This is a genomic window from Methylovulum sp. (genome assembly GCF_028687615.1).
Taxonomy (GTDB): Bacteria; Pseudomonadota; Gammaproteobacteria; order Methylococcales; family Methylomonadaceae; genus Methylovulum.
Window position 1 is genome coordinate 49,129 of sequence record NZ_JAQTZU010000013.1, and the last position, 25,423, is coordinate 74,551.

The 25,423-nt window shown below is 48.6% G+C and carries 24 protein-coding genes; 11 read left to right on the forward strand and 13 right to left on the reverse strand.

What is annotated here, in order from left to right; translation table 11 throughout:
• Positions 1-7: 7 nt before the first annotated feature.
• Positions 8-367, forward strand: a complete 360-nt coding sequence (locus tag PHH59_RS09705; RefSeq protein ID WP_300014890.1) for a VanZ family protein — start codon at positions 8-10, stop codon at positions 365-367.
• A 127-nt stretch (positions 368-494) separates the two neighbouring features.
• Here the strand turns inward: PHH59_RS09705 and PHH59_RS09710 are convergent, their stop codons facing one another.
• Positions 495-857: a helix-turn-helix domain-containing protein gene (locus tag PHH59_RS09710; protein WP_300014893.1), complete on the reverse strand. Its 363-nt coding sequence runs from the start codon at positions 855-857 to the stop codon at positions 495-497.
• A 158-nt stretch (positions 858-1,015) separates the two neighbouring features.
• Here PHH59_RS09710 and PHH59_RS09715 point away from each other — a divergent pair, with 158 nt between their 5' ends.
• Positions 1,016-1,426 (forward strand): MAPEG family protein, encoded by a 411-nt coding sequence (locus PHH59_RS09715; RefSeq protein ID WP_300014896.1) that lies wholly within the window; start codon positions 1,016-1,018, stop codon positions 1,424-1,426.
• A 39-nt stretch (positions 1,427-1,465) separates the two neighbouring features.
• On the opposite strand, the gene PHH59_RS09720 is transcribed toward PHH59_RS09715, so the two are convergent.
• The 9 genes from PHH59_RS09720 to PHH59_RS09760 form a co-directional block, all read right to left on the reverse strand.
• Positions 1,466-2,737, reverse strand: coding sequence for a hypothetical protein (locus PHH59_RS09720; protein WP_300014899.1), 1,272 nt, complete (start codon positions 2,735-2,737; stop codon positions 1,466-1,468).
• Between the two features lie 152 nt (positions 2,738-2,889).
• The gene (locus tag PHH59_RS09725) at positions 2,890-5,883 is read right to left on the reverse strand and encodes a glycosyltransferase 61 family protein (protein ID WP_300014902.1); all 2,994 of its coding nucleotides are present in this window, start codon (positions 5,881-5,883) and stop codon (positions 2,890-2,892) included.
• Entirely contained in the window at positions 5,870-6,646 is a 777-nt protein-coding gene (locus tag PHH59_RS09730; RefSeq protein WP_300014905.1) for a hypothetical protein, read from the reverse strand. The genes PHH59_RS09725 and PHH59_RS09730 overlap by 14 nt, the downstream gene beginning before the upstream one ends.
• Before the next feature lie 79 nt (positions 6,647-6,725).
• The gene (locus PHH59_RS09735) at positions 6,726-8,309 is read right to left on the reverse strand and encodes a hypothetical protein (protein WP_300014908.1); all 1,584 of its coding nucleotides are present in this window, start codon (positions 8,307-8,309) and stop codon (positions 6,726-6,728) included.
• 18 nt (positions 8,310-8,327) lie between these two features.
• On the reverse strand, positions 8,328-9,413 hold the full coding sequence (locus PHH59_RS09740) for a hypothetical protein (protein ID WP_300014911.1): 1,086 nt from the start codon (positions 9,411-9,413) through the stop codon (positions 8,328-8,330).
• Positions 9,414-9,443: 30 nt separating this feature from the next.
• Positions 9,444-9,659: a TOBE domain-containing protein gene (locus tag PHH59_RS09745; RefSeq protein ID WP_300014914.1), complete on the reverse strand. Its 216-nt coding sequence runs from the start codon at positions 9,657-9,659 to the stop codon at positions 9,444-9,446.
• Between the two features lie 395 nt (positions 9,660-10,054).
• On the reverse strand, positions 10,055-11,755 hold the full coding sequence (locus PHH59_RS09750; RefSeq protein WP_300014916.1) for a hypothetical protein: 1,701 nt from the start codon (positions 11,753-11,755) through the stop codon (positions 10,055-10,057).
• A gap of 556 nt (positions 11,756-12,311) precedes the next feature.
• Positions 12,312-12,740: a type II toxin-antitoxin system PemK/MazF family toxin gene (locus PHH59_RS09755; protein ID WP_300014919.1), complete on the reverse strand. Its 429-nt coding sequence runs from the start codon at positions 12,738-12,740 to the stop codon at positions 12,312-12,314.
• Between the two features lie 5 nt (positions 12,741-12,745).
• On the reverse strand, positions 12,746-13,000 hold the full coding sequence (locus PHH59_RS09760; protein ID WP_300014922.1) for a type II toxin-antitoxin system Phd/YefM family antitoxin: 255 nt from the start codon (positions 12,998-13,000) through the stop codon (positions 12,746-12,748).
• Positions 13,001-13,161: 161 nt separating this feature from the next.
• Between PHH59_RS09760 and moaA the strand changes: the two genes are divergently transcribed.
• From moaA to PHH59_RS09780, 4 genes are all read left to right on the forward strand, one after another.
• Positions 13,162-14,169, forward strand: coding sequence for a GTP 3',8-cyclase MoaA (gene moaA / locus PHH59_RS09765; protein WP_300014925.1), 1,008 nt, complete (start codon positions 13,162-13,164; stop codon positions 14,167-14,169).
• A 12-nt stretch (positions 14,170-14,181) separates the two neighbouring features.
• Positions 14,182-14,604 (forward strand): hypothetical protein, encoded by a 423-nt coding sequence (locus tag PHH59_RS09770; protein WP_300014928.1) that lies wholly within the window; start codon positions 14,182-14,184, stop codon positions 14,602-14,604.
• Between the two features lie 100 nt (positions 14,605-14,704).
• The gene (locus tag PHH59_RS09775; protein ID WP_300014931.1) at positions 14,705-15,997 is read left to right on the forward strand and encodes a DEAD/DEAH box helicase; all 1,293 of its coding nucleotides are present in this window, start codon (positions 14,705-14,707) and stop codon (positions 15,995-15,997) included.
• Positions 15,998-16,339: 342 nt separating this feature from the next.
• Positions 16,340-17,920 carry a cation:proton antiporter family protein gene (locus PHH59_RS09780; protein ID WP_300014934.1) on the forward strand — a complete coding sequence of 527 codons (1,581 nt, stop codon included), beginning with the start codon at positions 16,340-16,342 and terminating at the stop codon, positions 17,918-17,920.
• Positions 17,921-17,957: 37 nt separating this feature from the next.
• Here the strand turns inward: PHH59_RS09780 and PHH59_RS09785 are convergent, their stop codons facing one another.
• Complete coding sequence (locus PHH59_RS09785; protein WP_300014937.1) at positions 17,958-18,254, reverse strand: DUF2288 domain-containing protein; 297 nt, start codon at positions 18,252-18,254, stop codon at positions 17,958-17,960.
• Between the two features lie 90 nt (positions 18,255-18,344).
• Between PHH59_RS09785 and PHH59_RS09790 the strand changes: the two genes are divergently transcribed.
• Together PHH59_RS09790 and PHH59_RS09795 are read left to right on the forward strand one after the other, a co-directional pair.
• Positions 18,345-19,046: a hypothetical protein gene (locus tag PHH59_RS09790; RefSeq protein ID WP_300014940.1), complete on the forward strand. Its 702-nt coding sequence runs from the start codon at positions 18,345-18,347 to the stop codon at positions 19,044-19,046.
• Positions 19,047-19,284: 238 nt separating this feature from the next.
• Entirely contained in the window at positions 19,285-21,072 is a 1,788-nt protein-coding gene (locus PHH59_RS09795) for a multicopper oxidase domain-containing protein (protein WP_300014943.1), read from the forward strand.
• Between the two features lie 339 nt (positions 21,073-21,411).
• Here PHH59_RS09795 and PHH59_RS09800 read toward each other — a convergent pair whose 3' ends face one another.
• Complete coding sequence (locus PHH59_RS09800) at positions 21,412-22,086, reverse strand: hypothetical protein (RefSeq protein WP_300014945.1); 675 nt, start codon at positions 22,084-22,086, stop codon at positions 21,412-21,414.
• 279 nt (positions 22,087-22,365) lie between these two features.
• On the opposite strand from PHH59_RS09800, the gene vapB reads away from it, so the two are divergent.
• Complete coding sequence (gene vapB / locus PHH59_RS09805; protein ID WP_300014948.1) at positions 22,366-22,584, forward strand: antitoxin; 219 nt, start codon at positions 22,366-22,368, stop codon at positions 22,582-22,584.
• 41 nt (positions 22,585-22,625) lie between these two features.
• On the opposite strand, the gene PHH59_RS09810 is transcribed toward vapB, so the two are convergent.
• Complete coding sequence (locus PHH59_RS09810; protein ID WP_300014951.1) at positions 22,626-23,180, reverse strand: NUDIX hydrolase; 555 nt, start codon at positions 23,178-23,180, stop codon at positions 22,626-22,628.
• Positions 23,181-23,307: 127 nt separating this feature from the next.
• Here PHH59_RS09810 and gmk point away from each other — a divergent pair, with 127 nt between their 5' ends.
• Together gmk and rimO are read left to right on the forward strand one after the other, a co-directional pair.
• Positions 23,308-23,922 carry a guanylate kinase gene (gene gmk / locus PHH59_RS09815; protein WP_300014954.1) on the forward strand — a complete coding sequence of 205 codons (615 nt, stop codon included), beginning with the start codon at positions 23,308-23,310 and terminating at the stop codon, positions 23,920-23,922.
• Positions 23,923-24,043: 121 nt separating this feature from the next.
• Complete coding sequence (rimO, locus tag PHH59_RS09820; protein ID WP_300014957.1) at positions 24,044-25,357, forward strand: 30S ribosomal protein S12 methylthiotransferase RimO; 1,314 nt, start codon at positions 24,044-24,046, stop codon at positions 25,355-25,357.
• Positions 25,358-25,423: the final 66 nt, after the last annotated feature.

The window sequence follows — 25,423 nt, forward strand, 5'->3', positions numbered from 1 at the left end:
TTGTTATATGATTAGAATCTTAGAGTTGTTAGGCTTGCCCGCGTACTGCGGCTTGCTGTATTGGTTGTCCAACCAGCCGTCTTTACCCGCGCCGATGTGGTTTGTGGGCCAAGACAAACTATTTCACGCGGGAGCGTATTTTCTGCTGGCGGTGTCGGCCTGGTGCAATTTCCGCCACTTCGCCAAACCGCCTATTATACTAGCGGCGACGCTGATTGTTTTCAGCAGTTTATATGGCGCGAGCGATGAATGGCATCAAGCGTTTGTGCCTGGACGCACTTCATCTGTGTTGGATTGGTTGGCGGATACGGCGGGGGCGGGTTTGGCGGCGTTGGTGTTGCTGGGCTTGTCAAAATCTAAGGACTGACTTGACGACGACCCGTAGAGCGCGAAGCGAAAGGCACGAAAAACGCATCAAAGACCATGCCGGCAAGCAATTGATTATTAATGTGTTACTTGATAACGATAACGCCACGGGAACTTTAAAACCCCACCTATTCCTGCACGATTTCCGTTTCAAGAAGCTGCATTCGCGGCAACATTTGGCTTTCCGACCATTGTTTTAATGCCAACAAAACCGGTTCCAGGGTTTTGCCGAATTCTGTCATGGAATATTCCACTTTGGGAGGGACTTGGGCGTAGACTTTGCGCTCGATCAGGCCATCCCGCTCCAATTCCCGCAATTGGTTGGTCAACATACGCTGGGTCAATCCCGGCAATAGCCGGCGCAATTCGTTGAAACGGCGGGTTTCTTCCAAAACCCGAAAGAGGATAATCGCTTTCCATTTGCCGCCGATAAGATCCAATGCCGCTTCAACCGGGCAATTGGTATAGGCTGGGTGACGTTGTTTACGCATACCGAACATTCCAACAGTATCAAATAAGACACTATATACAATATTTGTGCGTACTGTTCAAAATAGCTTGTAGACGTTAAAGTAAAGGCTCATTTCCTGACGCGCCCAATACCGCCGCCAGGATGTTTACTTTAACGATATATTTTGAGGAGTATCCAATGACCACCGCATTATCGACCGAATTGTACTGGCTGACGTTGACGACCATCATGACGGCACTGATTTGGCTGCCTTACATTATCAACCGGCTGGTTGAACACAGCCCTTGGCCGGCCTTGATGAACCCGCAACCCGATTTGAGACCGGAAGCGAAATGGGCGGAACGCTTGATGCGGGCGCATGACAATGCCGTAGAGAACTTGGTCATCTTCGCCCCTTTAGTGCTGGCTTTGCAAATGACAGGAAGCTCCACGGCACTGACCGCAACAGCCTGTATCGTGTATTTCTTTACCCGCCTTTGCCACTTGCTGCTTTATACCTTTGGGGTTCCGTTGCTGCGTACCATCGCCTTTTTTATTGGCTTTTTATGCCAGATGGTGTTGGCATTGAGCATTCTGGGCGTTATTTAGACATCATTGACGACAATAGAATTGGGCGTAGATACTAAACTAAGAATAACACCCGCTGACGAAATCGCTGTACAACGCCATGACCTGCTCATGGCTTAAATCCGCGACACTTCTGCAAAAGATCTCAAAAATCCCAAGCGGGGTCGGTAGCAAGAAATTATTCAGCTCTATCATGCCTTCAAAGTCAACACTGTCGCTCATTTTATAAGCCTGGTTTCTTGGACAGGTGACCAGTTCTAAATTGACGCTGAGGCCGCGGGTATATTTTGAATGGTACTTGTCCAGAAAATCCTTTCTTTTAGAGATGGATTCATAAGCCCAGTTATCGTAGTACAGGATAGACAGCCGTTTGTGTTTGACGCTTAGTTTCTGACGGATATTGATCACGTTTTCAACCCCCTCAGAAATTTCCGCTTCGCCCAATCCATAAGTGCATAAAGCAGGGAAAAAAAGGCAATGGTCGAATGCCGCACCATCTATAGCCCTTGATAAGGGACTGATAGCCCAAGCAGCGGGCAATTGAAAATGGCCTTTTTGAACAAAAAAATGCAAGGCCCTGGCGAACTTCGAATCGCCGGTAATTAAAACGGTTTCTTTGGCAAAAACCTTATCCAATAGACGCTTTAGCAAATGGTCAAACGTTTGTATGGTTTTGATCAAATCGACCCGTTCATCCCTTCGTAACAGCTTGAGGATATAAAGCCAGCCAACCAGGCTGGGATGGGCGCTGGAATCAATATAAAGCCGCTCACCCACTTTAAGAATATCCTGGGTATCAATGGCAACGCCCGCGAATTGCCCAAGAACATCGTGCAAATTCCAAACCGGATGGCGGTATGTGCCCAAATCTTGATAACGTCCGGTCGCCCGGTTTTGGTATTCCCGTATCGAAAGATCCCAAAACAACAAGCGCAATTTTCCATTAAGCTGCTGAGTTAGCGACTCAATTGCTGACTGGCATAGATCAAGCATCATACGGTCATTTTCTTCATTGATCAGTTCTTTATCAATGGAGAGATACACTTTTTCTGGTCGGCCACTGGCTTTAAATACGGGGTCTTTCAGTACCGCATTACCGAAGCGGAAATCGCCGACGATAAAAAAAACCTCATGGTTTAAAACCTCATGGTTTGAAGTGGATATGGCAATTTCCTTACTGATACGCGGATTCCAAATCGGCATACCGCCTACGCCGATGATACGGCTGGGAACGGACAATTCAGGAAGTTGCCGGGTTGCCAAAGCATGCTTAAGCCTGACGCTATGGGATGGCCCGAATATAAGGCGTTCCGAAAGGGGGTTATTGGGCATTGCATAACTCCAATCCCAAACGAATCAACATTGCCATCGTAATATACTATTTAAGTTCAAAGCTTGGATGCCACACATTTTCATAATTATTTGATTATTAATAGTTAATCAAAACAGTACACAAGTTGCTGACATCTGCATATTGTTGCAATCTATGCCAACGCCCCGATTCTGGATATTTGAAAACGGTTTGAATGCGTATTTAGAAACGTCTGTGCTTCCTTTGCAACCACTTTGTTCAGGCATTGATCGACAATAACTTCCAGATGCTCCTTATCATCCCAACTTAAATTTTTACCTTTATGCTTTATATTCAGCCAGTCGGACACTAAAGCAAACTCCGTTTCCAAATCATGTTGTTTGGCATTAAAAAGCTGCTTTACCAATCCCGATGCCATCAAAGTTCGGGAAACTGCTTCAAAATCCACTTGCGTTATTCTTGCCGAACTCCTGATAACGCTGTCGATATAATGGCCTTGAATACCCAACACTTGGTCGATCAGCGGATACTGTGGATTCACCCCCGCCTTATTCCGGTTGAGGTAAAAGATTTTTTCCGGCACATCCGCGCATAACAGCAAGGTATGAAAACCGCTACCGATAAAGCCGACTACATTTTGGGCGGAGCAAAATAGCTTGACCTGTTCTTTAACCGTGAGGGTTTCCGGGGACACCACAGTGAAGCCTTCGGATTTAAGATAATTTTCAAATTCCGCTTCGCCGCAGATAATGTTCCCGGTATATTCGGTGCTTAGCCCTGACCTGGAAATGTACACGTTCCCTTGTTTTTCATCAGGATACTCCTTGCCCATAGCCGCTTTTACCTTCGCCGCCATAGCCTGCTGATGGTCGGCATCGAGATAATCGTAGTAACGCATACCTATCTTCGGAATCACCAGTTTCTTAAACGACGTCGTTTCCTGAACCAAGATAATCCGCTCTAGCGGTATGCCAGTCAGTTCAAAAATTGCCTGCATGTAAGCTGGAAGCTCATCAGCGCGGGTGGCATCCGCATAATAGGTATAGACGATAGGCAAATGTGAATACCGCTGAAAGCCTTGAAACCTAGATAAGCTTTCGATAATAAAATGTCCGTATTGATCAACGATGGTGCCGCCATACAGGCATACGGTGTCGATATGGCGCGTGGGCTTTGTGGTCAGGAATGGATCGGCGATTTGCCCGCCATCGACCCGGTTGCACATGGCGGACGCTTCCAGGCCACCATCTTTTCGGTAAACCCCACCCACGGTACGGACCCTAATGACCGCCTTAAAGTACGCCGAAGGTCTTCTGACACCTTCAACAACCGCCCTGTCCAGCACCACCTCGGTACGCGGAAAAATGGCCGGATCATTTTCCAAAGCCACCCGTTTTGCAAGATACAAATGGCTGCCATCAAGAGGGAGACGGTAAGCGCAACTGGCTGGCGGAAACCGGGGGCCATGATAATCAGTTTCCCAAGGTTTTATTGCGGCAAGCACTAATTTTGTATAGGCTTCTTGGCTCAAAGTGATTGGACTATTGGCTAATTCAAACTGCCCTTCCGCATCAAAACTTGCTCGAAGCGGCATACCCACATGCAAATTTTTGAGCAAGGACAAGGCTAACGGGCCTGATGAAAACCCGTAGAAACCGCCGTCGCCACCATCCCCGTACTGAAGATCGGCCCGAAATTTGTCGGCCATCACCGAAGCCACCAGCTCAGTCCCTGAAAAAATATACACAGGAACCCGGTACTCCGATGCCTCAACATCTATTGCCCAACCGCAAACATCGCCAGCCAGCCCGATGCCGTCCAGCTCTCCTTGCAAACGCGCCAGCCGTGTATCGGCGGCGTCACTGTCTAGTTTGGAAAAATTCGCACCAACATCGGCCTGGCTTGGATTCAGGCAATAACCCAGCATTTGTTCAAAGCGTGAAAAAGCTGTTGGCAATAAAGTCGGTGAAATCATCAGATGGAACAATGCCGCATAACCTTTGCCGCAAGGATGGAAAGAACCGCCACATTCAATCAACTCGATGGACTCTTGAAATGGAATCGCACTTAAACGCCTGACATCAAAATCGGCAAACTGTTGTTCGATGCCCTCGACATACGCTTCGGCATGTTTAGGCATAAACTGGTTAAGGTATTCGGGCCGCTTGGAAACGGTTTCACGCGCCCATTGGTCCCAGAACATAACAGTGACCGGGCCGCCAAGAGCCAATTGTTGTATTACGGCTTTTTCTTCGGCAATTTTGGCCTTGATTTGCGCCGGACTTTCGTCCTGAAAAGATAGCCCGGACAAGTAAACCACACGGTCATAGCGTCCAGGCGCATCCCGGCTCGCCTTTAAACCATTAATTTCCCAACTGGCGGGCATCAAGAAACAGTTGGTCCGCACCGCTTTGTCCAGTGCCCTGAAAGCAATGGAATTGCCAGTGATATTGATCCGGTAACGGTCAGCATTGAGTGGAAACATAAGATGGCTCCAGGTTTCAAAAGTAGAACACACGGATTCGTAAGCGGCTAAAGCGTCCTGTCCAGCCAACAAACGGCCGATTAGGGCATGTCCCTTGAAAGTTGGGTGGCCGTTACTATCAAGAAAAAAACTATCGAGGGGAAAGCCTGTCAGCGGTGAGGTATCAATCAAGGCATTCTTAAATTGCCCGGCCAAATCAGCCAGGTTCCAAACCGGATGCCGGTAATTGCTTTTGCCTCCATAACGGTCATTTTGCTTGTTAAGGAACTCGCGGTACGTCGATGACCAAAGCAGGATACGCAATTTTGAACCCAGCCTTGTGGACAAGTCATTGAAAAAGTTGACGTTGAGTTTCAACATCCTTTTGTCGTTTTCGTCAGAAATCAGCTCTTTCTCAATATAAAGATAATTCCCTGAGCTATCGCCGGTGCGTAGGAATTTTTCGCTCTTCAAAATTTTGTTGCCAAACCGCAAGTCACCCACGAGCAAAACCATCTGATCGACCTGGTCTTCGATGCGGGCTATTTCTGAGCGGATAAAATCCCCCCAAATTGGCATCGCCCCACGACCGATGAAAATCACATCGTGGCTAGGTTTGGGTATTTGCCTTCTTTCTATGGCAAGTTCCCACCATGTAACATGCGATGAACCGACGATGGCGATTTTTTTAGGCGGTGGCATAAACGCCATTAAAGCCATTGTGGATTGGGTGGCCGGGGATAATTTTGGGGATACTTCCCAGCTCACGATTATCCAATGCGGCATACAGCTTCTCACCCAGGACAAAGTCCTCTTCCCAATCAATATCGAAACCATAAGGGGATGGCGTTTCAAACAAGACGGGTTGATGGCCGACACGATCTTGAAGCTGTGCCATCAAAAATTTGTCTATCACAAACAACGCGCTGTTGACGAGAAAGATTTTCTCCAGATCTTGGGTGCGGGGCCAGCGTTTGACGGTGCTGTCATGGCTGATCCACGCGCCGGAACGCATGGCGAAAGTTTGCGACACATCAACCGCCATCAGGCTGTCTGCGCTTTGGTTTTGCAAAGCTTGCGCGTAGGCAGACAATGCCGCTTCATAAAGCGAGGTGTCAAACAACGGCGAGGTGACGTGCGTCCAGGCGATCACATCGGTGTCAACCGTATTGCCCAAATAACCGATCAAACCTTGCAGGGAATCATCGGCGGCATATTGATCCGGCCTTAAGTCAAGTTTCACGGGTTTGGTCAAGGTCGTGCGGATTTGCCTGACAATCCTGATGACGATAGGATCGTTGGTGGTGACCAAGATCTCATCTATCCCCGCCACCTCATCCAGTTGTTTCAGTTTGAGTTCCAACAATCCGTGGGCAAAACCGGCGAAGGGACGGGTGTTTTTGTTGGCTACGCGCTGGCTGCCCTTGCGGCAAGGGATAATCGCCGTTACTTTTCTGGACTTCATGGCTTGCACCTCATGGTTAATGTTGATCATCGGTTTGGTCGGATTGGCAAATTATCAAACTGGCATTACTCACGTCCCGTCAGCACGCTTGCACCATCGCATACAAGGAACGCACTGGAATCCGGTATAAAGTCGGCGCCAGGCTGACTAGCCTGGGAACGTTGGCGACGGCAAGATATTCGGCAATGGTGGTGGCATTTTCATCATTTTTGGCATGGGACGATTCGCCTTCGCCGATATAACCATCAAAGCCAACCAGCATCACTTCATCGGCACCGCATTCGACGGCGGCGGTCAAACCCAGTTGCAGAGGGCTAGGGACTGACACTCCGGCGATTTCCGTAATGGCAAACAAGGATGCCGGATTGACTTGGCAAACCGTGCCAACCGTAGGCACACTGCCCGCAAATCTCAGTGGTGGAGACACTATCCAGCAAGCGATGCCCTGGGCCAAGGTCTCCAGACGCGGCTTAGAAACCTTTTGAATTTCATGCCCCGACAAGGCAATGCAATGTCCGCTTAAATCGGTGAAATGCCCTGTCGATTTGAGGCTGGTGTGCAAAATCACGGTATCGTCAAGATCGAAATGCTCCATCACCGATGCCGCCCGTTTCGCACTGTCGCCACCGCCGATCAGGATAAAACGGCTACGACCTGAAGTGCCTGAAAAATCAGCGAATTTTGCGAACGATTTGTTGTCGGAACCACCATGCACCACTAGTTTGTTTTGCAAGGCGCCCATCACCACCGCCGGGTCAAAACGATCCTTGATCAACCAGTCCATCACTTTGCCTTGCTCTTGACCGGACAGGCTGGAATACATATACGGCAGCGATGTCCCCCATTGGTACAAGGCATGGAGTCTTGCCATCCTGTCCATGAATTTGCTCAGTTCAAAATAGGGGATTTCCGTACCCGTCGCGATGCCGATATAGGTCAGCATCAATTCGGTTTTCAAGTTGCCCGCCCCTCGCCCCATGCCCATGAACGTCGCGTCAATAGACGTCGCCCCCGATTGCAACGCGCTTAAGGCATTGGCAAAGGCCAAACCCGCATTGTCGTGGCCGTGAAAACCGACCTTACCAGAAAAAATCGCACAAGTCCGGCTGATCGCCGCCCCCACCTCATCGGGAAAACAGCCGCCATAACTATCCACCAACGCCAAGCAATCGAGATGCTTGATTTCAGAAAACGGCGCGAGTATTTCGTCCACTTTCCCGCTCCATTTGCTCAAGTGCATGACATTCAAACCACAGGCAAAACCGTGTCCGATGACTTTTTGATGCAGTCGCAAAGCCCGTAAAATCTCGCTGGGTGCCACGGCAAAGCGGATCAAATCCACAATGCCTTCAATATCACTGAGGAAAAAATCGATGCTGTCTTCACTCACGTCTTTGAGGTTAAACATCACCGCCAAACGTTGGTTCGGACGCAAACGCTGCTTGGCTTCGAGCAACTCCTGCCTGGAAAGATAAAAAAACCGTCCGAAATAACTGTCTTTCTCAGGGCTACGGTAACCGATTTCGATGTCGTGTATCGGGCTACGGGCAACCAAATCAAGGTATTCATGGACAAAATCCGCATCGAATTCCCATTGGGTGTAGTAGCCCCCGTCACGCAAGGTGCAATCGAGCAGCCGAATTTGGTTGGATAGCGTTTTCATAACGGATTAAATAAGGTGTTAAGTTTTCGGCTGGTTTTGGTGGGCCTGCATTTTTTGCAAAACTTGCTCAAAAAAAGGCGGGGGTGATTTTTTACAGCATTCAAACCGCTCAAAAATGGCCTTGAAATTAATCTGCAATTTGGGTGCTGGGTTGACGGGTGCAAAACGCGATTCTGGCGGCAATTTATTTTTAGTACACGCCAGGGACGCGCAATAGGCGGCTTCAATGATTAGCAAAAACTTATGGCAATCGCTCATCTGGCCTATCACCCAATTATTTTGCGGATGCAGCAAATCGATCATGCCGTAACGGCCGGCATTGACCGCGCCAATAAACAAACTGGCGGCTTCGTCAAAATGCCCGTACCACGCCTTGATCAAGCCGCCCTGAAACAACAACATGGCGTAATTTTGATGGACCAGGGGATTAAAACTGGGGTGGACTATCGCTTTAAGCGCCCCGTCAACGACATCCGCCGCCTGTGTCACCGATCCTGTTGCCAGCAAAGCCGTAGCCAGGACACTGGAGCTTGAAACCAACCAACGGAAAGCCACGGCATTATGGCTTTGCACTTTATCCCGATAATGCCGGTAAGTGGCATGGACTGCTTCGAGTATATCGCCACGCTCTTCCAGTTTGTCGGCGATACGATAGGAAAGTATCGTAATCAAGCCACCGAAATTCTGGTTATCAAGCGGCAAGGCATTCAAATACGCATAAGTCACGACAAACAAATCATCCAGGGAATAATTGCGGGCTTGGGCGTTAAACAAGTTTTTGGTCAGATAAACATTGTCATTGAGTTTGTCGCTATCAAGCTGGTAACGCAGGAACAAGCCGCTAATATCCAATGAGTTTCCAGCCCAAATTAACAACACCTTGGTCAATGCGGGAATACGGAGGCTTTGCACCGAAAATTTCAAGCTCAAGCGCCCGTCATTCTCTGGCTGGGTTTTGCAATTGATAGAAAATTCACTGCCATCATGGCAAGTGACACGAATTTCACCTTTATCAATAATCGACCTGTCATAGGGTTCAAGCTCAAGAATGAACTCACCACCGCATAACTTGACATGCGATTTATTGGCAATACTCGACATCATGTTCATCTTGGTCTTTTGCCTTTAGAAAAATCAAACTTTTGCCAACGCAAACTGCGTCGTTTTTACCACCGCCACGGCTTCCTGCCCCACCACCAAACCTAGCGATTTAAGTGAGCTGGTTGTGATGACCGAGGTAATAATCCCCGCCGCCGTGTCCAGCTCAACTTCTGAAAGGACATCCCGGTTGTGGATATTCCGAATCCTACCTTTGATTTGGTTGTTGCCGGTAACTTCTGAAGTAACCATAGGTTTTGCTCCCAAGCGAGAAATATTGATGTCAGTACCATAAGAACTTGCAACCGACATGCCATGTTACAAGTTTTTGAAAAGTAAGTGATTGTTGAAATAAAACCGCTTATCCGCTGTTGCAACACCAACAGTTGCTGTTGCTTAGGTGTTGATTTTTAAGCAGCCTTAAAGCAAGAAAGCGGCGGGCAACCATCCAACTTATCCAGCAACTTATCCAGAAAATCCCTTAATCCAACAAATTGCAACCTGATTGAAAAAATGGTGGTGGTTGAATTAGTAGTGGTTGAATTAAAAGCTGGTGGTTAATTATTAACCGGGAGCGCGGTCATCTTGACCGCTTGGCGGACAGGATGTCCGCGCTCCAGTTAAATTACCATCACCACCTCAAATACTTATTTCAGTTGCAGAGATAGGCCGCCTTTTGCATTTCTATCCGCAACCGGAACGATGTCAGCATGGGTGCTACCACCATTAAAATGTGTCAGCGGTACGACCGGGTTGGCGTAATTAAACGGAATGCTGGCGGTAAAACCGCGTGGATCGGCCGTGGTTGCGAAAATACCCGTCTTACCCCAGGCCTGCGTGGTATTGACGGCATTCGCCACCGTCGGACTGCCCAAATCATTGGCGAAAGCCTTCAGAAGCTTGGTCTTGACCGCCCACAAAGGATCGACCCCTTTGCTAGTGCGGTAAAGCACCGCCCCTTCGGCCCAGTGCGGATAAACACCTGCCGCCACATTTTCCAAGGTCGGCGCATAGCCATCAATTTTGATATATCGCCAAGGGTCGCCACCGGTACCATTCGCCAACACCGAACTATTACGGTCGGCACTGTTGACGGCTATACCCCAACGTTTAGCAGGTTTAGTGACATCCAGCACGTTATTGTATCCAGTCGCATTGGTGCCGTTTTGCCAGTCTTTCAAAAGGTTGCCTGTATCGGCGGCACCGCCCGGTGCTTTGACGATAGGCAAGGTGGCATCTTCATCCACCGCGTTATCAGGCGTGGTTGCCCCCGGCGCAAATGAATTTTTGGTGCCGGGGTAATTGAGGAATTTGGCATAGGCAACCGCCCCTATCGCCGCACCTTTATTTCGCTTCGCCACCGCAACTGGAGTTAAATTTTTACCCGTCGTCGCTTCTTTGTACGGTGCGGTGACTCCAGCACTGGCAAGAATAGTCGTGTCCAGCAAGGTTTTTACCTTATTGCCGTCAGTTTTATCGACTATCTTGATTTGATTCCAAGCACCGACTTTACCCGCCAGCAAGGAGGCAATGACATTGCGGTTTAACTTAGGCAAACTGGCTTCGCTGTAACTGCCAACCACAACGGTGCTAGGCAAAATACCCGCCCGTTTTTGGGCTGCTTGTAACACCTTGTATAAATCCAAGGTCACGGCAACGCCATAAACCAAGCCCCCGGTTGGAACCACCGTAAAAAGGTTTCCGGTTTTAGGCAAGGCGGACAAGGTCAAAGGCCAACCCGCTTCGGGCAAACCAGTGGACACTTCATTGACTTGACCAGGATAGTTTTCAGTACCAGGCTTTAGCAAAATTTCTGGATCGACGCCCAAAAAGCCACCATCAGAAACTTTTTTAAACAAATATTTACTGGCATTGCCCGTGTCTATGGTTTTTTTCCATTTTTTGCCACCAACAGTACCATCGACATCCCAATCGGCTGCTTGTAGCCCTTGAATCTTTAAATGCTCAATGGGAAGACCGGCACCAGAAGCGGCCAACAAGGGCACGACACCGTAGCCTGCCGCGCCGTAAGAACGTTTTTCCAACAAGATTTTTTTGCCCGCCAGGCCCGCGCCCAAATTGGCGTTGCCGGTAAAATAATAAGCGGTCCAACGCGCCCCGACTGAACCCGTTGCCGGATCGACATCACTGAAAATATCAACCGTACCCGGTGCCGCCAACGTCGTGGTGACCACTTGCCCGTAGGCTTTATCCTGGGCCGCGCCCCCCGAGGTATAGACCGCAACGTCAGGCGTGGCAAAACCTGTTGTCCAAGGTGTCAGTGCGTGGGCCGCTTGCGAACCAACCAGCAAGGAAACCGCCAGAGCCAATGTGTTTAGTTGTTTCATATAAATACCTTAATTTAAAGATTAACGAATTATGCAGATTACCCGTTCAGACACCCGCTTAAGCTCATTAAGCACCCATCATGCCAATCTATATCCATTTGGTTTTTATATAATTTTTGACTAAAACTGTTTAATTGGTGTTTCTCAGGCAACACTAACTGCTGATGCCATGTTGATATTTCAGCAGTCGTGGCTATTTTTAACCCCGACTCCCTTGTACGATGGAAGGGGGGGGAGTCCTGCAATCGGAATGATTTGTAAAAAGTCAAGCCTACCGATTTATTGGGTCGAATGCCCGTACTTCAAGGTGTACAGTTATCGCAATATTTTATTGACAAATCTATTATCATTCCGATTGCAGGACTACCGATCTAAAAACCTCAGTTTTCATCACCGCCGTACTTTTAAAACACGCACTGAACATTTTGCGGTGCTGGATACCCATTGAAACGTTTGGAACGGGTGATAAACCCGCTCCAGCCTAAATAAAAAGGGGGCTGACTGCTCCTTTTTTATTTGTGAAAATGTTTCCCATAGTCACCGCTAGGGTGTGGGCTTAATCGCGGGGAGTCGGCCTGATGCCTTTTTGACGAAGTTCAAGAATTTTGTCGGTGATTTGATTGAATAAGGCTGGTGGCAATAATCCATAGTCGTATTTGCCCATTGTGCCGGATATGGGGCGTAGATCATAGCCAGGCCATAGGAATTCATTGAAGTCGTCAAGGATCAGCCATGATTGTTCTCCGTCCAGTGCTAAATGTTGTTTGACTCTTGGCGGAATTTCAATAGCGACTGCCGGATCGCGTGGTGGCGTATGGGTAATGGGGGCGACGGTAACGGTTTGCTTGTCATTGGTATTTTTGATGGCGAGGATAATGGCACAGGGCCGGTTTTTTTGGCCTTCAATTTTTCCGGCGGCATATTCGTTCCTCCACAAATACGCATAAGAAATGACAAGTCCGCATTCCGGTTCTGGTAACGGCATATTTCTCAATCCATCAGGGAGTTCAGGTGTTCATGCTGCGGGGCCATTTGGGCATTGGTAAGAGCAGCAACTGTTGTTTCCGGCAGTTCGCTGACATGGTAGGCCCGCCTTGCTTGGGCATTGAGCAATTTATATTCTTGTTCAGAAATAAAATATCCGCTGGTTCGTCCGTGGCTGGTGACGGCAATGACTTCCCGTTGCGCCCGTTCTTTATATTGTCCAAAATTTTTGACAAATTCGGTTGCTGGAACTTCTAGCATATAATCCTCCTGTTTAAATTGGGTATTATACAGAAAATACTTAAAATACGGAGTTCCATGAAATATCCCAATAGGCTATTGCCGTAACTCTTAATGAACACAACTGCCTTTGGCTAGTCATATTGTGGTAATATTATCGGTCACTTTTTTATAATTTCGTTATGACTGCTTCGCCACCTGCCGCACCATTATTTGACCGTTTCGGTAGGATAGTGGATTACCTGCGTATTTCCATCACTGACCGCTGTGATTTCCGTTGTGTGTACTGCATGGCGGAGGACATGGTGTTTCTGCCCCGTGCACAGATTTTGACGCTGGAAGAAATTTACACGTTGGCACAGGCGTTTACCGAGCTGGGGGTAAAGAAAATCAGGATTACCGGCGGCGAACCCTTGGTACGCAAAGGCGCGTTGGAGTTATTGCAAAACCTAGGTCGCCTGGAAGGGCTTGACGAGCTGGTTTTGACCACCAACGGCTCGCAGCTTGACAGTATGGCGGAGGCTTTGAAAGCCGCTTGGGTCAAGCGCGTCAATATCAGCCTTGATACCCTGGATGCCGCGAAATTTAAAGCCATCACCCGCACCGGTGATTTGCCGCAAGTCATCAAAGGCATAAAAGCGGCGGTATCGGCTGGATTTGAGCGCGTCAAAATCAATGCCGTGATACTCAAAGACCGCAATCATCAAGAAGTGTGTGATTTGGTCGCTTTCGCCGTCGAAAATGGTGTGGACATCAGTTTTATCGAGGAAATGCCTTTAGGTGTGGTTGAGAAGCACAACCGTGCCGATGCGTATTATGCCAGTGACTCGATAAAAGCTGATTTGCGAAAACAGTTCGCACTGGTGGCAAGTGATGCCAGCACTGGCGGGCCATCCAAATATTTTAATGTCGTTGGCACCCAAACCCGCGTCGGTTTTATTTCACCGCATAGTGCGAATTTTTGCAGCACTTGCAACCGTGTGCGGTTGACCGTGGATGGCCGTTTGCTGCTGTGTCTGGGCAATGAGCATTCGGTGGATTTAAAGCAAGTGTTGCGTAGTCACCCTGGTGATATGGCGGTGTTAAAACAGGCAATTATTGATGCCATGTTGATCAAACCCGAAAAACACGAATTTAATATCCACGAACAACCGGTCATATTGCGTTATATGAATATGACTGGCGGCTAACATAGCGTACAATTGAAACGTTTTGTAATTTGGCGTAAAGCCTTCATAGTCTGGCTGCTGATGATTTTGGTGGAATCCATACACGGCAGCCTCCGCGAATTTGTCATTGCGCCGCTTATCGGCGAGTCCCTGGCGCGTCAACTGAGTTTTTTTACCGGCAGTTTTTTGATACTTACCCTCGCTAGCCTAACGGCTCCGTGGCTTAATGCCACAACCCGCCAGCATCAGTTGCAGGTTGGAGTGCTATGGATGGTGTTAATGTTCTTGTTTGAAGTTGGCTTGGGTTTGGCGCGTAGCTTCAGTTGGGAACGCATTAATTCCGAATACAATCCGGCCAAAGGCGGTTTCATGCTGATAGGCATGATCATTCTGCTATTGGCTCCAGTTATCGGCGCGTGGTTACGTTCACGACGCTGGCATTTTACAAACCACTAAGTAAATCAATGGCTTTACCCGCAATTTATTGCCCATTACCGTCTGATTTATCCGCTGCACTTTATCTAATTTTACCTAATACTCTTACTTGAGGTTTTTAATGTCTTTTGCCCAACTCGGCTTAATCGAAGAATTGCTTAAAGCCGTAACCGAACAAGGTTACACCGAACCCACTCCGATCCAAAAACAGGCCATCCCCATTATTTTGCAAGGCAAAGATGTTTTAGCTGGCGCACAAACGGGCACTGGCAAAACCGCCAGTTTCACCTTGCCCTTATTGCAGTTGTTGGCAGACAGCGACAACGTCCATCAAAAACCACGCCGTGTGCGGGCCTTGATTTTGGCTCCAACCCGCGAATTGGCCCTGCAAGTGCATGAAAACGTTTCCGTTTATGGCAAGCATCTGCCGTTCCGTACTGAAGTGGTTATTGGCGGTGCCAGCATCAATATGCAGACCCGCAATTTGAAACACGGCTGCGATATTGTTATCGCCACGCCAGGCCGTTTGATCGACCATGTCCAACAAAGAAACGTCAATCTGTCCCATGTCGAAATCTTGGTGCTGGACGAGGCTGACCGCATGTTGGATATGGGCTTTTTGCCGAGCATCAAACAAATTTTGGGATTTTTGCCCAAGCAACGGCAGAGTCTGTTATTTTCGGCAACGGTCTCCAATGCGATCAAAACCCTTGCCGCGCAATTACTCAACAAGCCAGTCGAGATTGAAGTCGCCCGCCAAAATGCCACCGCCGATACCGTTACCGAATTGGTCTACGGTATCCCGCGTGAGCGCAAACGCGAACTGCTGTCTTATCTGATCGGCAGCAACAACTGGAAGCAAGTGTTGGTGTTCGTACGCACCAAACATGGCGCAGACCGTTTGGAAAAACAACTCATCCAAGACGGCATCCGTTCCGCCGCCTTGCATGGTGACAAGTCGCAAGGGGCGCGGGTTAAGGCCCTGGATGCGTTCAAAGAGGGCAAGGTCACCGTCCTGGTCGCCACCGACATTGCCGCCCGTGGTCTGGACATCGACAATCTGCCGCATGTCTTCAATTATGATTTGCCGCAAGTGCCCGAAGATTATGTGCATCGCATAGGTCGTACCGGACGTGCCGGAGCTACAGGCGAGGCCATTTCTTTGGTTAGCCCGGAAGAAGCGCAACAGCTTGCGGATATTGAGAAATTGCTGAAACGGGAAATTACCCGTGTGGCTGATACCGGCTATGAACCTGTGTCTTTGCGAGTGCAAGACGCACCCAAAAAAGCAGCAGCAAATAAATCTGGTAAAAAAGATTTCCGGCACACGCCAAAAGCTCCGGTAGGTCGTGACACGCGTCCTAAAACGCCGCGCGGTACGGCGAAAACTGGACGCAGGACGGAAAGGGCTTAGAATTTTGATGTCAGGGTACTTATAAAAATAATAAGGTGGTGGCTGAATGGAAAATGTCTGGTCGGCTGGATTCCGGCAATCCATGCCGGAATGACGGACACCGACCAGACAGTTGTTCTGTAACCACTACCATTAATAAATAATGGCCTAGCGGTTAGGTCATTATTCGTAAAAATCACTCCCTTCAAGTAAACACCCTAAACGAGCTTCGTTAAACCAGACATCCCTCAATAATGATGTGCTTCAGGCATTTAAGCACGTCGTTTGTAATTTGATGCCCTGTGCTTAGTAGCCCAGTGCATTATAATCAAGCATCGTTTTTCCTCTGTTCAAGAGTCCACTATGGAATTGGTTTTGGTAGGTACTGCCTATATGGCAGGGTTGATCACCAGCAGCTTGTATTTTCCGCCATTGGTCGGCTATCTGATAGCCGGATATATCTTACATGCCCTTGGTGTCCATCCTGATAATACGCTCGCGCATCTCGCCGATATTGGTATCCAATTATTATTGTTTACGGTCGGTTTGAAACTAAAACTACGCTCCTTGTTAAGGCGTGAAGTGTTGAGTGTTGGCGGTATGCATTTACTGATTGTCACCGGCATTTCGGTGGCTATTTTCTTTGCTTTGGGTGGATACATTTCCGGCGGGTTGGTGCTGGGCATCAGTCTTGCATTTTCCAGCACCGTGTTGGCGATTAAGGTATTGGAAGATAATGGTGAACTTTCCACGATGCATGGACGGGATGTCCTCAGTATTTTAATCTTGCAAGATATAGTGGCTATCGGGCTGTTGGCGTTTACCAGCGGCAAACAACCGACACTGTGGGCATTGGGCTTGTTATTGTTGCCCCTGTTACGGCCTCTCGCGTATCGTTTGCTGAATGCCAGTCACGCCGATGAATTAAAGCTGCTGTTAGGTGTTTCGTTGGCTTTGGCAGGCGGTATGTTGGCGGAAGAAGTAGGAATTTCCAATGAAATCGGTGCCTTATTGATGGGCGTGACATTGGCAGGGCACGCTAAAATCGACGAATTAGCGGATAAATTGTGGGGCTTGAAAGAAACTTTTTTGGTGGCTTTTTTCCTGCAAATCGGACTCACGGATTTGCCGGGCTATGACGAATTACTACAGGCATTACTATTATTGGCGATATTGCCGTTACAGGGTTGGCTGTTTTTTTCGCTATTTTTGGTAGTCGGTCTACGCGCCCGCAATGCGTTCATCTCGTCTTTGGCGTTGATGACGTATAGCGAATTCGCGTTGATCACGTCGAATGCCGTGATTGATGCACATTTGCTACCGCCGGTTTGGGAGGCGATTATTGGTTTGGCTGTTGCGATGTCCTTGGCGGTTGCCGCGCCTTTGAACCGTTTTTCACATCGATTGTTTTCCTTATTGGAGCCATTTTTAATCCGTTTTGAACGCCAGGTGAATCATCCTGACAGATTGCCGAACAGCATAGGGATTGCCGAATGGCTGGTTATCGGCATGGGACGTACTGGCATGTCCGCTTATCAGGCCTTCTGTGAACAAGACAAGCGGGTTTTAGGTTTGGATGCCGACCCGACAGTGTTGGAAGCACTCCTGGCGGACGGGCGGCGCGTGGTTTACGGCGATGCCGAAGATAAAGCGTTGTGGGAAAAACTGCCATTGGCGAAAATCAAAGGCATAGTGCTCGCCATGCCTGAATTCGAAGTACGGGCTTCGTCGATCATGCAGTTGAAAACACGGCAATTTCAAGGACACGTAGGCACGGTATGTTTTCACGATGATGAAGAACCAAAATTGTACGGTTTAGGTGCGAGTTTCGTGATTCATCCTTTAACCGAAGCGGGCAGGCAACTGGCGGAACAGATGTTAAATTTCAATCAGCAGTCCAATTTAGTGCCATTGCCTGAACAAGACGTTGGAGCAATCAATTAATGGTATCCCTTGAAAAGCTATAAAGCCCGTTATCTCTTTACCCTTGCACCAACAGCCAAGGCTTAACCACCACCGCCCAAACTGAAGCCTCGGTTTCCAGCCATGCCAACGCCTGTTGATCAGTTACTAAACCAATTTGATTGCTAGCCAACCATTGCGCAACCAGCACTTTGTTGTCGATAGAAAATTGGTAGGCGGTTTCAACTAAATCCAATTCCGGTGCGACATTAATGGCAAGGCCTTGGGCAAAAAAGCGTTGCAATTCGCTCCAGGCGATTTGGGAGGTTTCCAGGTTGATTTTTTCTTTTAGCGTCGTGTCGATAGTTTGCGTCATATCCGGTTTACAATAGTCGCTTGTCGATAATTGATGAACTGTTATTCTATAACGGTCTAGCCAATAAACCATTTATCAGGAGGAGAAATCATGTCGTTGCTATCATCGTTCACAAAAAAATCAAAATTGTCCGCAACCATCAAACAAACCCAGCAAGCGCGTAAAAGTGAAGGCAGCACTGCCGACCAGTTGTTCAAAAGCGCGTATGCCGGTTATGCTGAAGTATTACTGGATGATCCTATCCGCGCCGATGCTTTGTATAACTGGGGTTTTGCCTTACTGCATCAGGCAAAAACCAAAGAAGGCGGACTGGCGGCAAGTATTTATCAAGACGCGATTAATAAATTTGCGTTTTGTCTGTTGATAAACCCGGATTATTTAGGTGCGGCGATTAACGGCGGTGTGGCGTATATGGATTTGGCGAGGTTGCAAGGTGTTGAACCTATAGATGCCTTATACGAATTGGCGAAGCAGCATTTTGAAACTGCCAATAGGATTCAGGCTGGTACGGCTTCGTATAATTTGGCTTGCATTGCCGCTTTGCGCACTGATTTTGATGCGTGTCTGAAAGCCTTGGAAAACTCCAGGAGCCGTGGTAGCTTGCCCGAACTCAGCGATATATTGCATGATCCTGATTTAGATAATGTAAAAGAACTGGATTGGTTTATCGCTTTTATAGAACCGATGGTTAAGCCCGAAGTTGTAGAAACTGAAGCTGCACCAGTTGAAGAAACGGCTTCATCAGGTGCTGTTGAAGAGGCTGTTGCCGAAGCTTCGTCTGAAACAGAGTAGTAGGGCTTGGTTTTAGGTCTCCATGCCAGACGGGGCTTGCCGCCCCGTCTCAACGTTAAAATGCCAAGTGTCAACTGAACCTGCTTGTTTTTCAAGTCAAATTTACATGGTATTGACGAGTACCCAAAAGTATCAAGTCAATAGCTTGAACATTAAAATTTGCTAATATAAAATCCCTGCTAACATTGGGACATTTGCGCCTGATGCCTACTAAGACATTGTCGCTGAGGAGGATTTTATGTTTTCACCAAACAATAATAACTATTCCCGCCGCCGTTTCCTGAGCCAATCCGGTTTAGGTCTATTGGCTTTTGCCGGCATGCCCGGCCTGTTAAATGCGATGGAAGGTATGCAGGCCATGCCGAAGCTGCCACCGCGCCAAGCTAATCCAAATTTTAAAGCGGACGTGGAGATTGAACTGTTCTGCAAACCCGCTTCCGTGCCGATTTTTGTCGGCCAGCAGACACGGGTGTTGCAATACAGTGCCCGTGTGCTGAATGGCCCTAAAGACGCGGTGACAGAAATTCCGGGGTCGTATTTAGGGCCCCTCATCCATTTGCAAAAAGGCCAAAAAGTCCGCATCCATTTGCATAACGGCCTGTCCGAAACGACCGTGACGCACTGGCACGGCCTGCATGTTCCGGCGGAAATGGACGGGCATCCGCTGTATGCGATTGATCCTGGCGAAAAACTGGTTTATGAGTTTGAAGTGCTGAACCGCGCCAGCATGAACATTTACCATCCGCATCCGCACGAAATCACTGCCAAACAGGTGTATCACGGCTTGGCGGGCGCGTTGTTTGTGCATGACGAGGAAGAAGCCGCCTTGGGCCTGCCTTCCGGTGCTTATGAAATCCCCATTGTCATCCAAGACCGTTTGTTCGATGACCAAAACCAGCTTGTTTATGTGCGCCACATGCACGAACGCATGATGGGATTTTATGGCGACCGTATCTTGGTCAATGGTCGTGCGGAATTTCAAATCGATGTGGAAAGTCGTGCTTACCGTTTGCGTATCCTTAATGGTTCCACTGCCCGCATTTACAAACTCGCGTGGGATGACGGCACCCACATCACCGTCATCGGCGTGGATGGCGGCTTGCTGGAAAAACCGGAAACCAAACCGTACATGATGCTTGCGCCGGGTGAGCGTCTGGATGTGTGGGCGGATTTCAGCGGTCGTGCCGAAGGTTCGCAATTGGTCATGCGTAGCTTGCCGTTTAGCGGCGTGTTGCCGAGTATGGGCATGATGATGCACCGGGGCAGTTTGCCGGTCGGTAGTGATTATCCTGTTTTTACCGTGAAAGTGACCCGCAAAGTCAGCGACAGCCCAAAACTGCCCAACACCTTGTCCAGTTTCCGCCGTTACCAAATAGCCGACACCGCCAATCCCAACAAGCCGGTGCCAATAGGCATTTCCGAAGCGCACATGGCGATGCTGCTGAACGGACGTCCTTATGCTTATAACGATGTGCAGGATTTTGAACGGATTCCGGTCAACTCCATCCAGTTAATGGAAATTTTCCATGCCCACGGTGGAGGGCATGGTCAGCCTGCGGCAGGTGACGGACAAGCCGCCGGACAGCAAGGCGGCATGGGCATGGGCATGGGCATGGGCATGGGCATGGGCATGGGTATGGGTATGGGTATGGGTATGGGTATGGGTATGGGTATGGGTATGGGTATGGGTATGGGTGGCATGCGTCACGGTGGTATGGGTGGCGGCATGGGCGGCGGTATGGGTATGGGTGGTGGCATGATGATGTCGATGGCGCATCCTATCCACATGCACGGACAATCATTTCAAATTGTCAGCCGCAGTATCGCCAATGGCATGGAACACGATTACGCCACCGTAAGCGACGGTTTTATCGACAGTGGTTTAAAAGACACGGTATTGGTCATGCCCGGCGAAAGCGTACGCCTCATTAAACCGTTCCAGGATTTTAAAGGTTTGTTTATGTATCACTGCCATAATCTTGAGCATGAGGATATGGGCATGATGCGGGATTTTTTGGTGGTGTAGGCTGGATAAGTCGGGCATAAACAACGCCCCGACAATTTGATGTCCAAGCAACGGGAGAATTGATTATCGGTTTCCCTATTGCCCAATAGCATCGGATACTGGAATGCCGGGCAACGTAAATATGTTGCCCGGCCTATCTCCACTGACTTGTAATGGCCTTAGGATGCCATTTAAACATGCGATGCCGACCTTCAAACGGCATATACTTTTAGGGACTCTTTTGCGGCAAAACTTTTTCAAAATGGCCGCCCACAAGCGGTCCGGCGACCTAAAGAACTTAAGCTACAGGGCGCGGAAACAAAAAAATTAATATTTAATTTGCTAGCCATTTCAACACTTTTACCAACGCCAACGGCATTCTAAAAGCCCTTTTTCCTGATCATGCCCGACATCGCCGAGGGAACATGATTTGCCCAAGGGTATCCTGATACCTGAAGATTTCTGATGATTGAAATTTAAGCGTTTTTTTTCCTGATGACCTGTTTCAATCAGCATCGCGGCTTTATTTTGTTTATCGAAATGATCGGGTGGATCACCGTGCATGATGGAGGGGGTTTTCAGCCATAAGGCTTCTTGTTGTTGTTTCCGCGAAACATCTGCGGCAAATTTCTGTTGGACATATTCCTCGGTCATTGCCCGCCAATCGCGGTAAACAGGCTTGACCACCATGTTATCCGTTGTTTTTTGCGGGACTTTTGCCGCATGGATATGATGGTTTTTGGAAAGTTTATCAGAAGCCGCTGATGTTTGTTTATGGGCTAATCCCGAAATACTTTTAACTTTCGAGCTTCCCTGAACAGGATTCAAGGCTCTGGCGGGTTCTTTGTCCGGCAACGGTTTTCGCGCCATAGGACGTTTGACTAAAAATAGCGTGATTGCTTGAGTTGGAATACGGCCATAGCGTTTGCCGGGTGAAAATTTTAAATCAACGCTGATGAGATAAAAGATAAGGATATGGAATAAAGCCGATAGCGTTAGGGCAAAAAGCCAATATTTCATGCCTGGAAATTTCACGCGCGAACTCCGATTAAAAATATGCCACCAAACTGGCATAAAGCGATTCCATTGTGCCCACTTCTTTCAACACCCCTAGTCGTCAATGCTGGAATCTGTAAATTTTCCCCCAATCCCAAAAGCGGGACATAGTTTGAATTCCGCCCATCACCCTTGATACCCTCAAGCTTGTAAATACACTTTACTATATCCAAAGGTCTTCAGTGCTTTTGTAGCATTCGACGGCAATCCGTTAATGATATATACTTTTTGAATCTATCATTTAGGGAGTATGGCATTATGGCAACGGCAAAACTTTTTCAAAATGGCCGCCCACAAGCTGTTCGATTGCCTAAAGAATTTAGGTTGCAAGGCAAGGAAGTTAAAATTTCTAAGCTGGGCAATAAAATCATTTTAGAACCCTTGGAAAACTCGTGGGATCAATGGTTTTCAGCCATGTCCCAATTTTCCGATGACTTTATGGCAGATGGGCGAAAGCAGCCTGAACAAAAGCCATAATTCATGGGTGCGAATGACTTCGCACCCACATGACAACCCATCTAGCCTCCTTGTGCCGCCAATTTCCTCGCCACCATCAACACCCCAATAACCGTCAAACTATCCTTAACTTCATTGCGGTAAACCCTGTCCACCAATTCGCTAAAGTGGATTTTCTTAGTTTCCAGCTCTTCGTTCTCTTCGGGATGTGCTTCGCCGAACGTCAAACCAGTCGCCAAGAAAACAAACGCCCGTTCATTGGTGATGGAATTGCTGGTGTTAAATTCGTAAATCATCTCCCAGTTAGCCGCGCTGATGCCCGTTTCTTCCAGCAATTCGCGTTGTGCCGACTCCAACAATGTCGCGTCTTTACTGCCGCCGCCTTCAGGAATTTCCCAACTGTATTCTTGTAAAGGGAAGCGATATTGTCCGACGATGTACGTGTAACCTTCGTCATCTATCGGGACGATGCCTATCGCCCAATTTTTAAAATCCACGGTGGTGTAAATGCCCGGCGTTCCGGCGGGGGTCAGCACGTCGTGGTGGTCTATGCGTATCCACGGGGTTTCGTGGATCATTTTTTCGTTAAGGATTTTCCAGGGGCCGCGTGTTGACATAGTTGTTTGTAGGGTTTGGTTTGCAGGATAAGGCCTTCTTTATGCTGTGGTTCGTAGGCTTTGCGTATAAAATAGTGCGTTGGCGTTATTAATTGGGCATTAATTTTCCATCGCTTATTAGGTTCTCATGAAAATCGGCACACTTTACATTATTTCGGCGCCGTCGGGTGCCGGTAAAACCAGTCTGGTCAAACAATTAGTGCAGGATACGGCAAACTTGACCGTCTCCACCTCCCACACCACGCGCCAGATGCGCCCCGGCGAAGCACATGGGCGCGATTATTATTTCGTGTCGGTTGCCGAGTTTCAAGCGATGCTGGCACAACAGGCGTTTTTGGAACATGCCCAAGTGTTTGATAATTTTTACGGCACGGCGCAACAGACGGTGCAGGATAACCTAAACCAAGGGCAGGACGTGATCCTGGAAATCGACTGGCAGGGGGCAAAGCAAATCAAACAATTGCTGCCGGACAGCATCGCTATTTTCATTTTACCGCCGTCGATTGCCGTGCTGGAGCAACGCTTACGCTCACGCGGTCAGGATGATGAACAAACCATCGCCCGCCGGATGCGTGATGCTGTGGCGGAAATGAGCCATTATGCCGAGTTTGATTATTTGGTGGTCAATGATGATTTTGCCACCGCGTTGGCGGAGCTGGGCAGCATCGTGGTTTGCCAGCGTTTGCTACGCGAGCGGCAAGCGATTGAACATAAAGGCTTGTTGGCTGCTTTGCTGGCTTAATCTTTCTATGCCGCTATTGTAGGATAGGCTGAACGAAGTAAAGCCCATCACCAATACGGCCCACACGATGGGCATCACTTCGTTCAGCCCATCCTATTTTTATTTGTTAAATTATATACTTATGGCACATACACCCACAGTCGGCTTCATCAGTTTAGGCTGCCCAAAAGCCTTGGTCGATAGCGAGCGGATTTTGACGCAATTGCGCACCGACGGTTACACCATCTCCGCCACTTACCAAGATGCTGACTTGGTGATTGTCAACACTTGCGGTTTTATTGACGCTGCGGTGGAAGAATCTTTAGATAGCATAGGTGAAGCCCTGGCGGAAAACGGCAGGGTCATCGTCACCGGTTGCTTGGGCGTGCGCGAGGACGAAATCCGCGCCCGTCATCCGCAGGTTTTAAAGGTGACTGGCGCACACGCAATTGATGAAGTGGTCGCTTCCGTACACGAACATTTGCCACCGCGCCATGATCCGTTCACCAGCTTGCTGCCGCCACAAGGTATTAAACTGACACCCGACCATTACGCCTACTTAAAAATTTCCGAAGGCTGCAACCACCGTTGCACATTCTGCATCATCCCGTCCATGCGTGGCGACTTGGTCAGCCGTCCGGTCGATGAGGTGTTGCTGGAAGCCGAACGTTTGGCGCAAGCGGGCGTTAAGGAATTGTTGGTGGTGTCGCAAGACACCAGTGCATACGGTTTGGATATGAAATACCAACCACGCGATTGGCGTGGCCGTCAGGTGCAGACGCGCTTTTATGATCTGGCGGAAGCCTTGGGTGATTTGGGTATCTGGGTGCGGATGCACTATGTCTACCCTTATCCGCATGTCGATGAGGTGATCCCGTTGATGGCGGCCGGCAAGATATTGCCGTATCTGGATATTCCGTTCCAACACGCCAACAGCCGTATTTTGAAACTGATGAAACGTCCGGCGGCAAGCCAGAATAATCTGGAGCGCATCAAGGCATGGCGGGATGTGTGTCCTGACATTACTTTGCGTAGCACGTTTATTGTCGGTTTTCCCGGCGAAACCGAAGCGGAATTTGAGGAATTGTTGGATTTTTTAAGTGAAGCGCAATTGGATCGTGTCGGTTGTTTTGCCTATTCGCCGATAAAAGGCGCTACGGCGAACGAATTGCCGGGTACAGTGCCTGAAGAGCTTAAACAAGAGCGTCTGGCGCGGTTTATGGCGCATCAGGCGGACATTAGCGCAGAACGTCTGCAACAGCGCGTCGGCAGGATAGAAACGGTGTTGGTTGATGAAGTGGTCGAAGAAGGGGCGGTCGCCAGAAGTCGTGCCGATGCGCCAGAAATTGACGGGCAGGTGTTTATTGATGGCGCGACGCACTTAAAGGTCGGCGAGTTTGTACAGGTCGAGTTGGAAGAGGCGGATGATTATGATATGTGGGCGCGTTTGGTTTGAATAACCGAAAGCCGCATTTTTTAGGCGAAAAAAAACCCAGCCGTAAAGCTGGGTTTTTTAAAACAA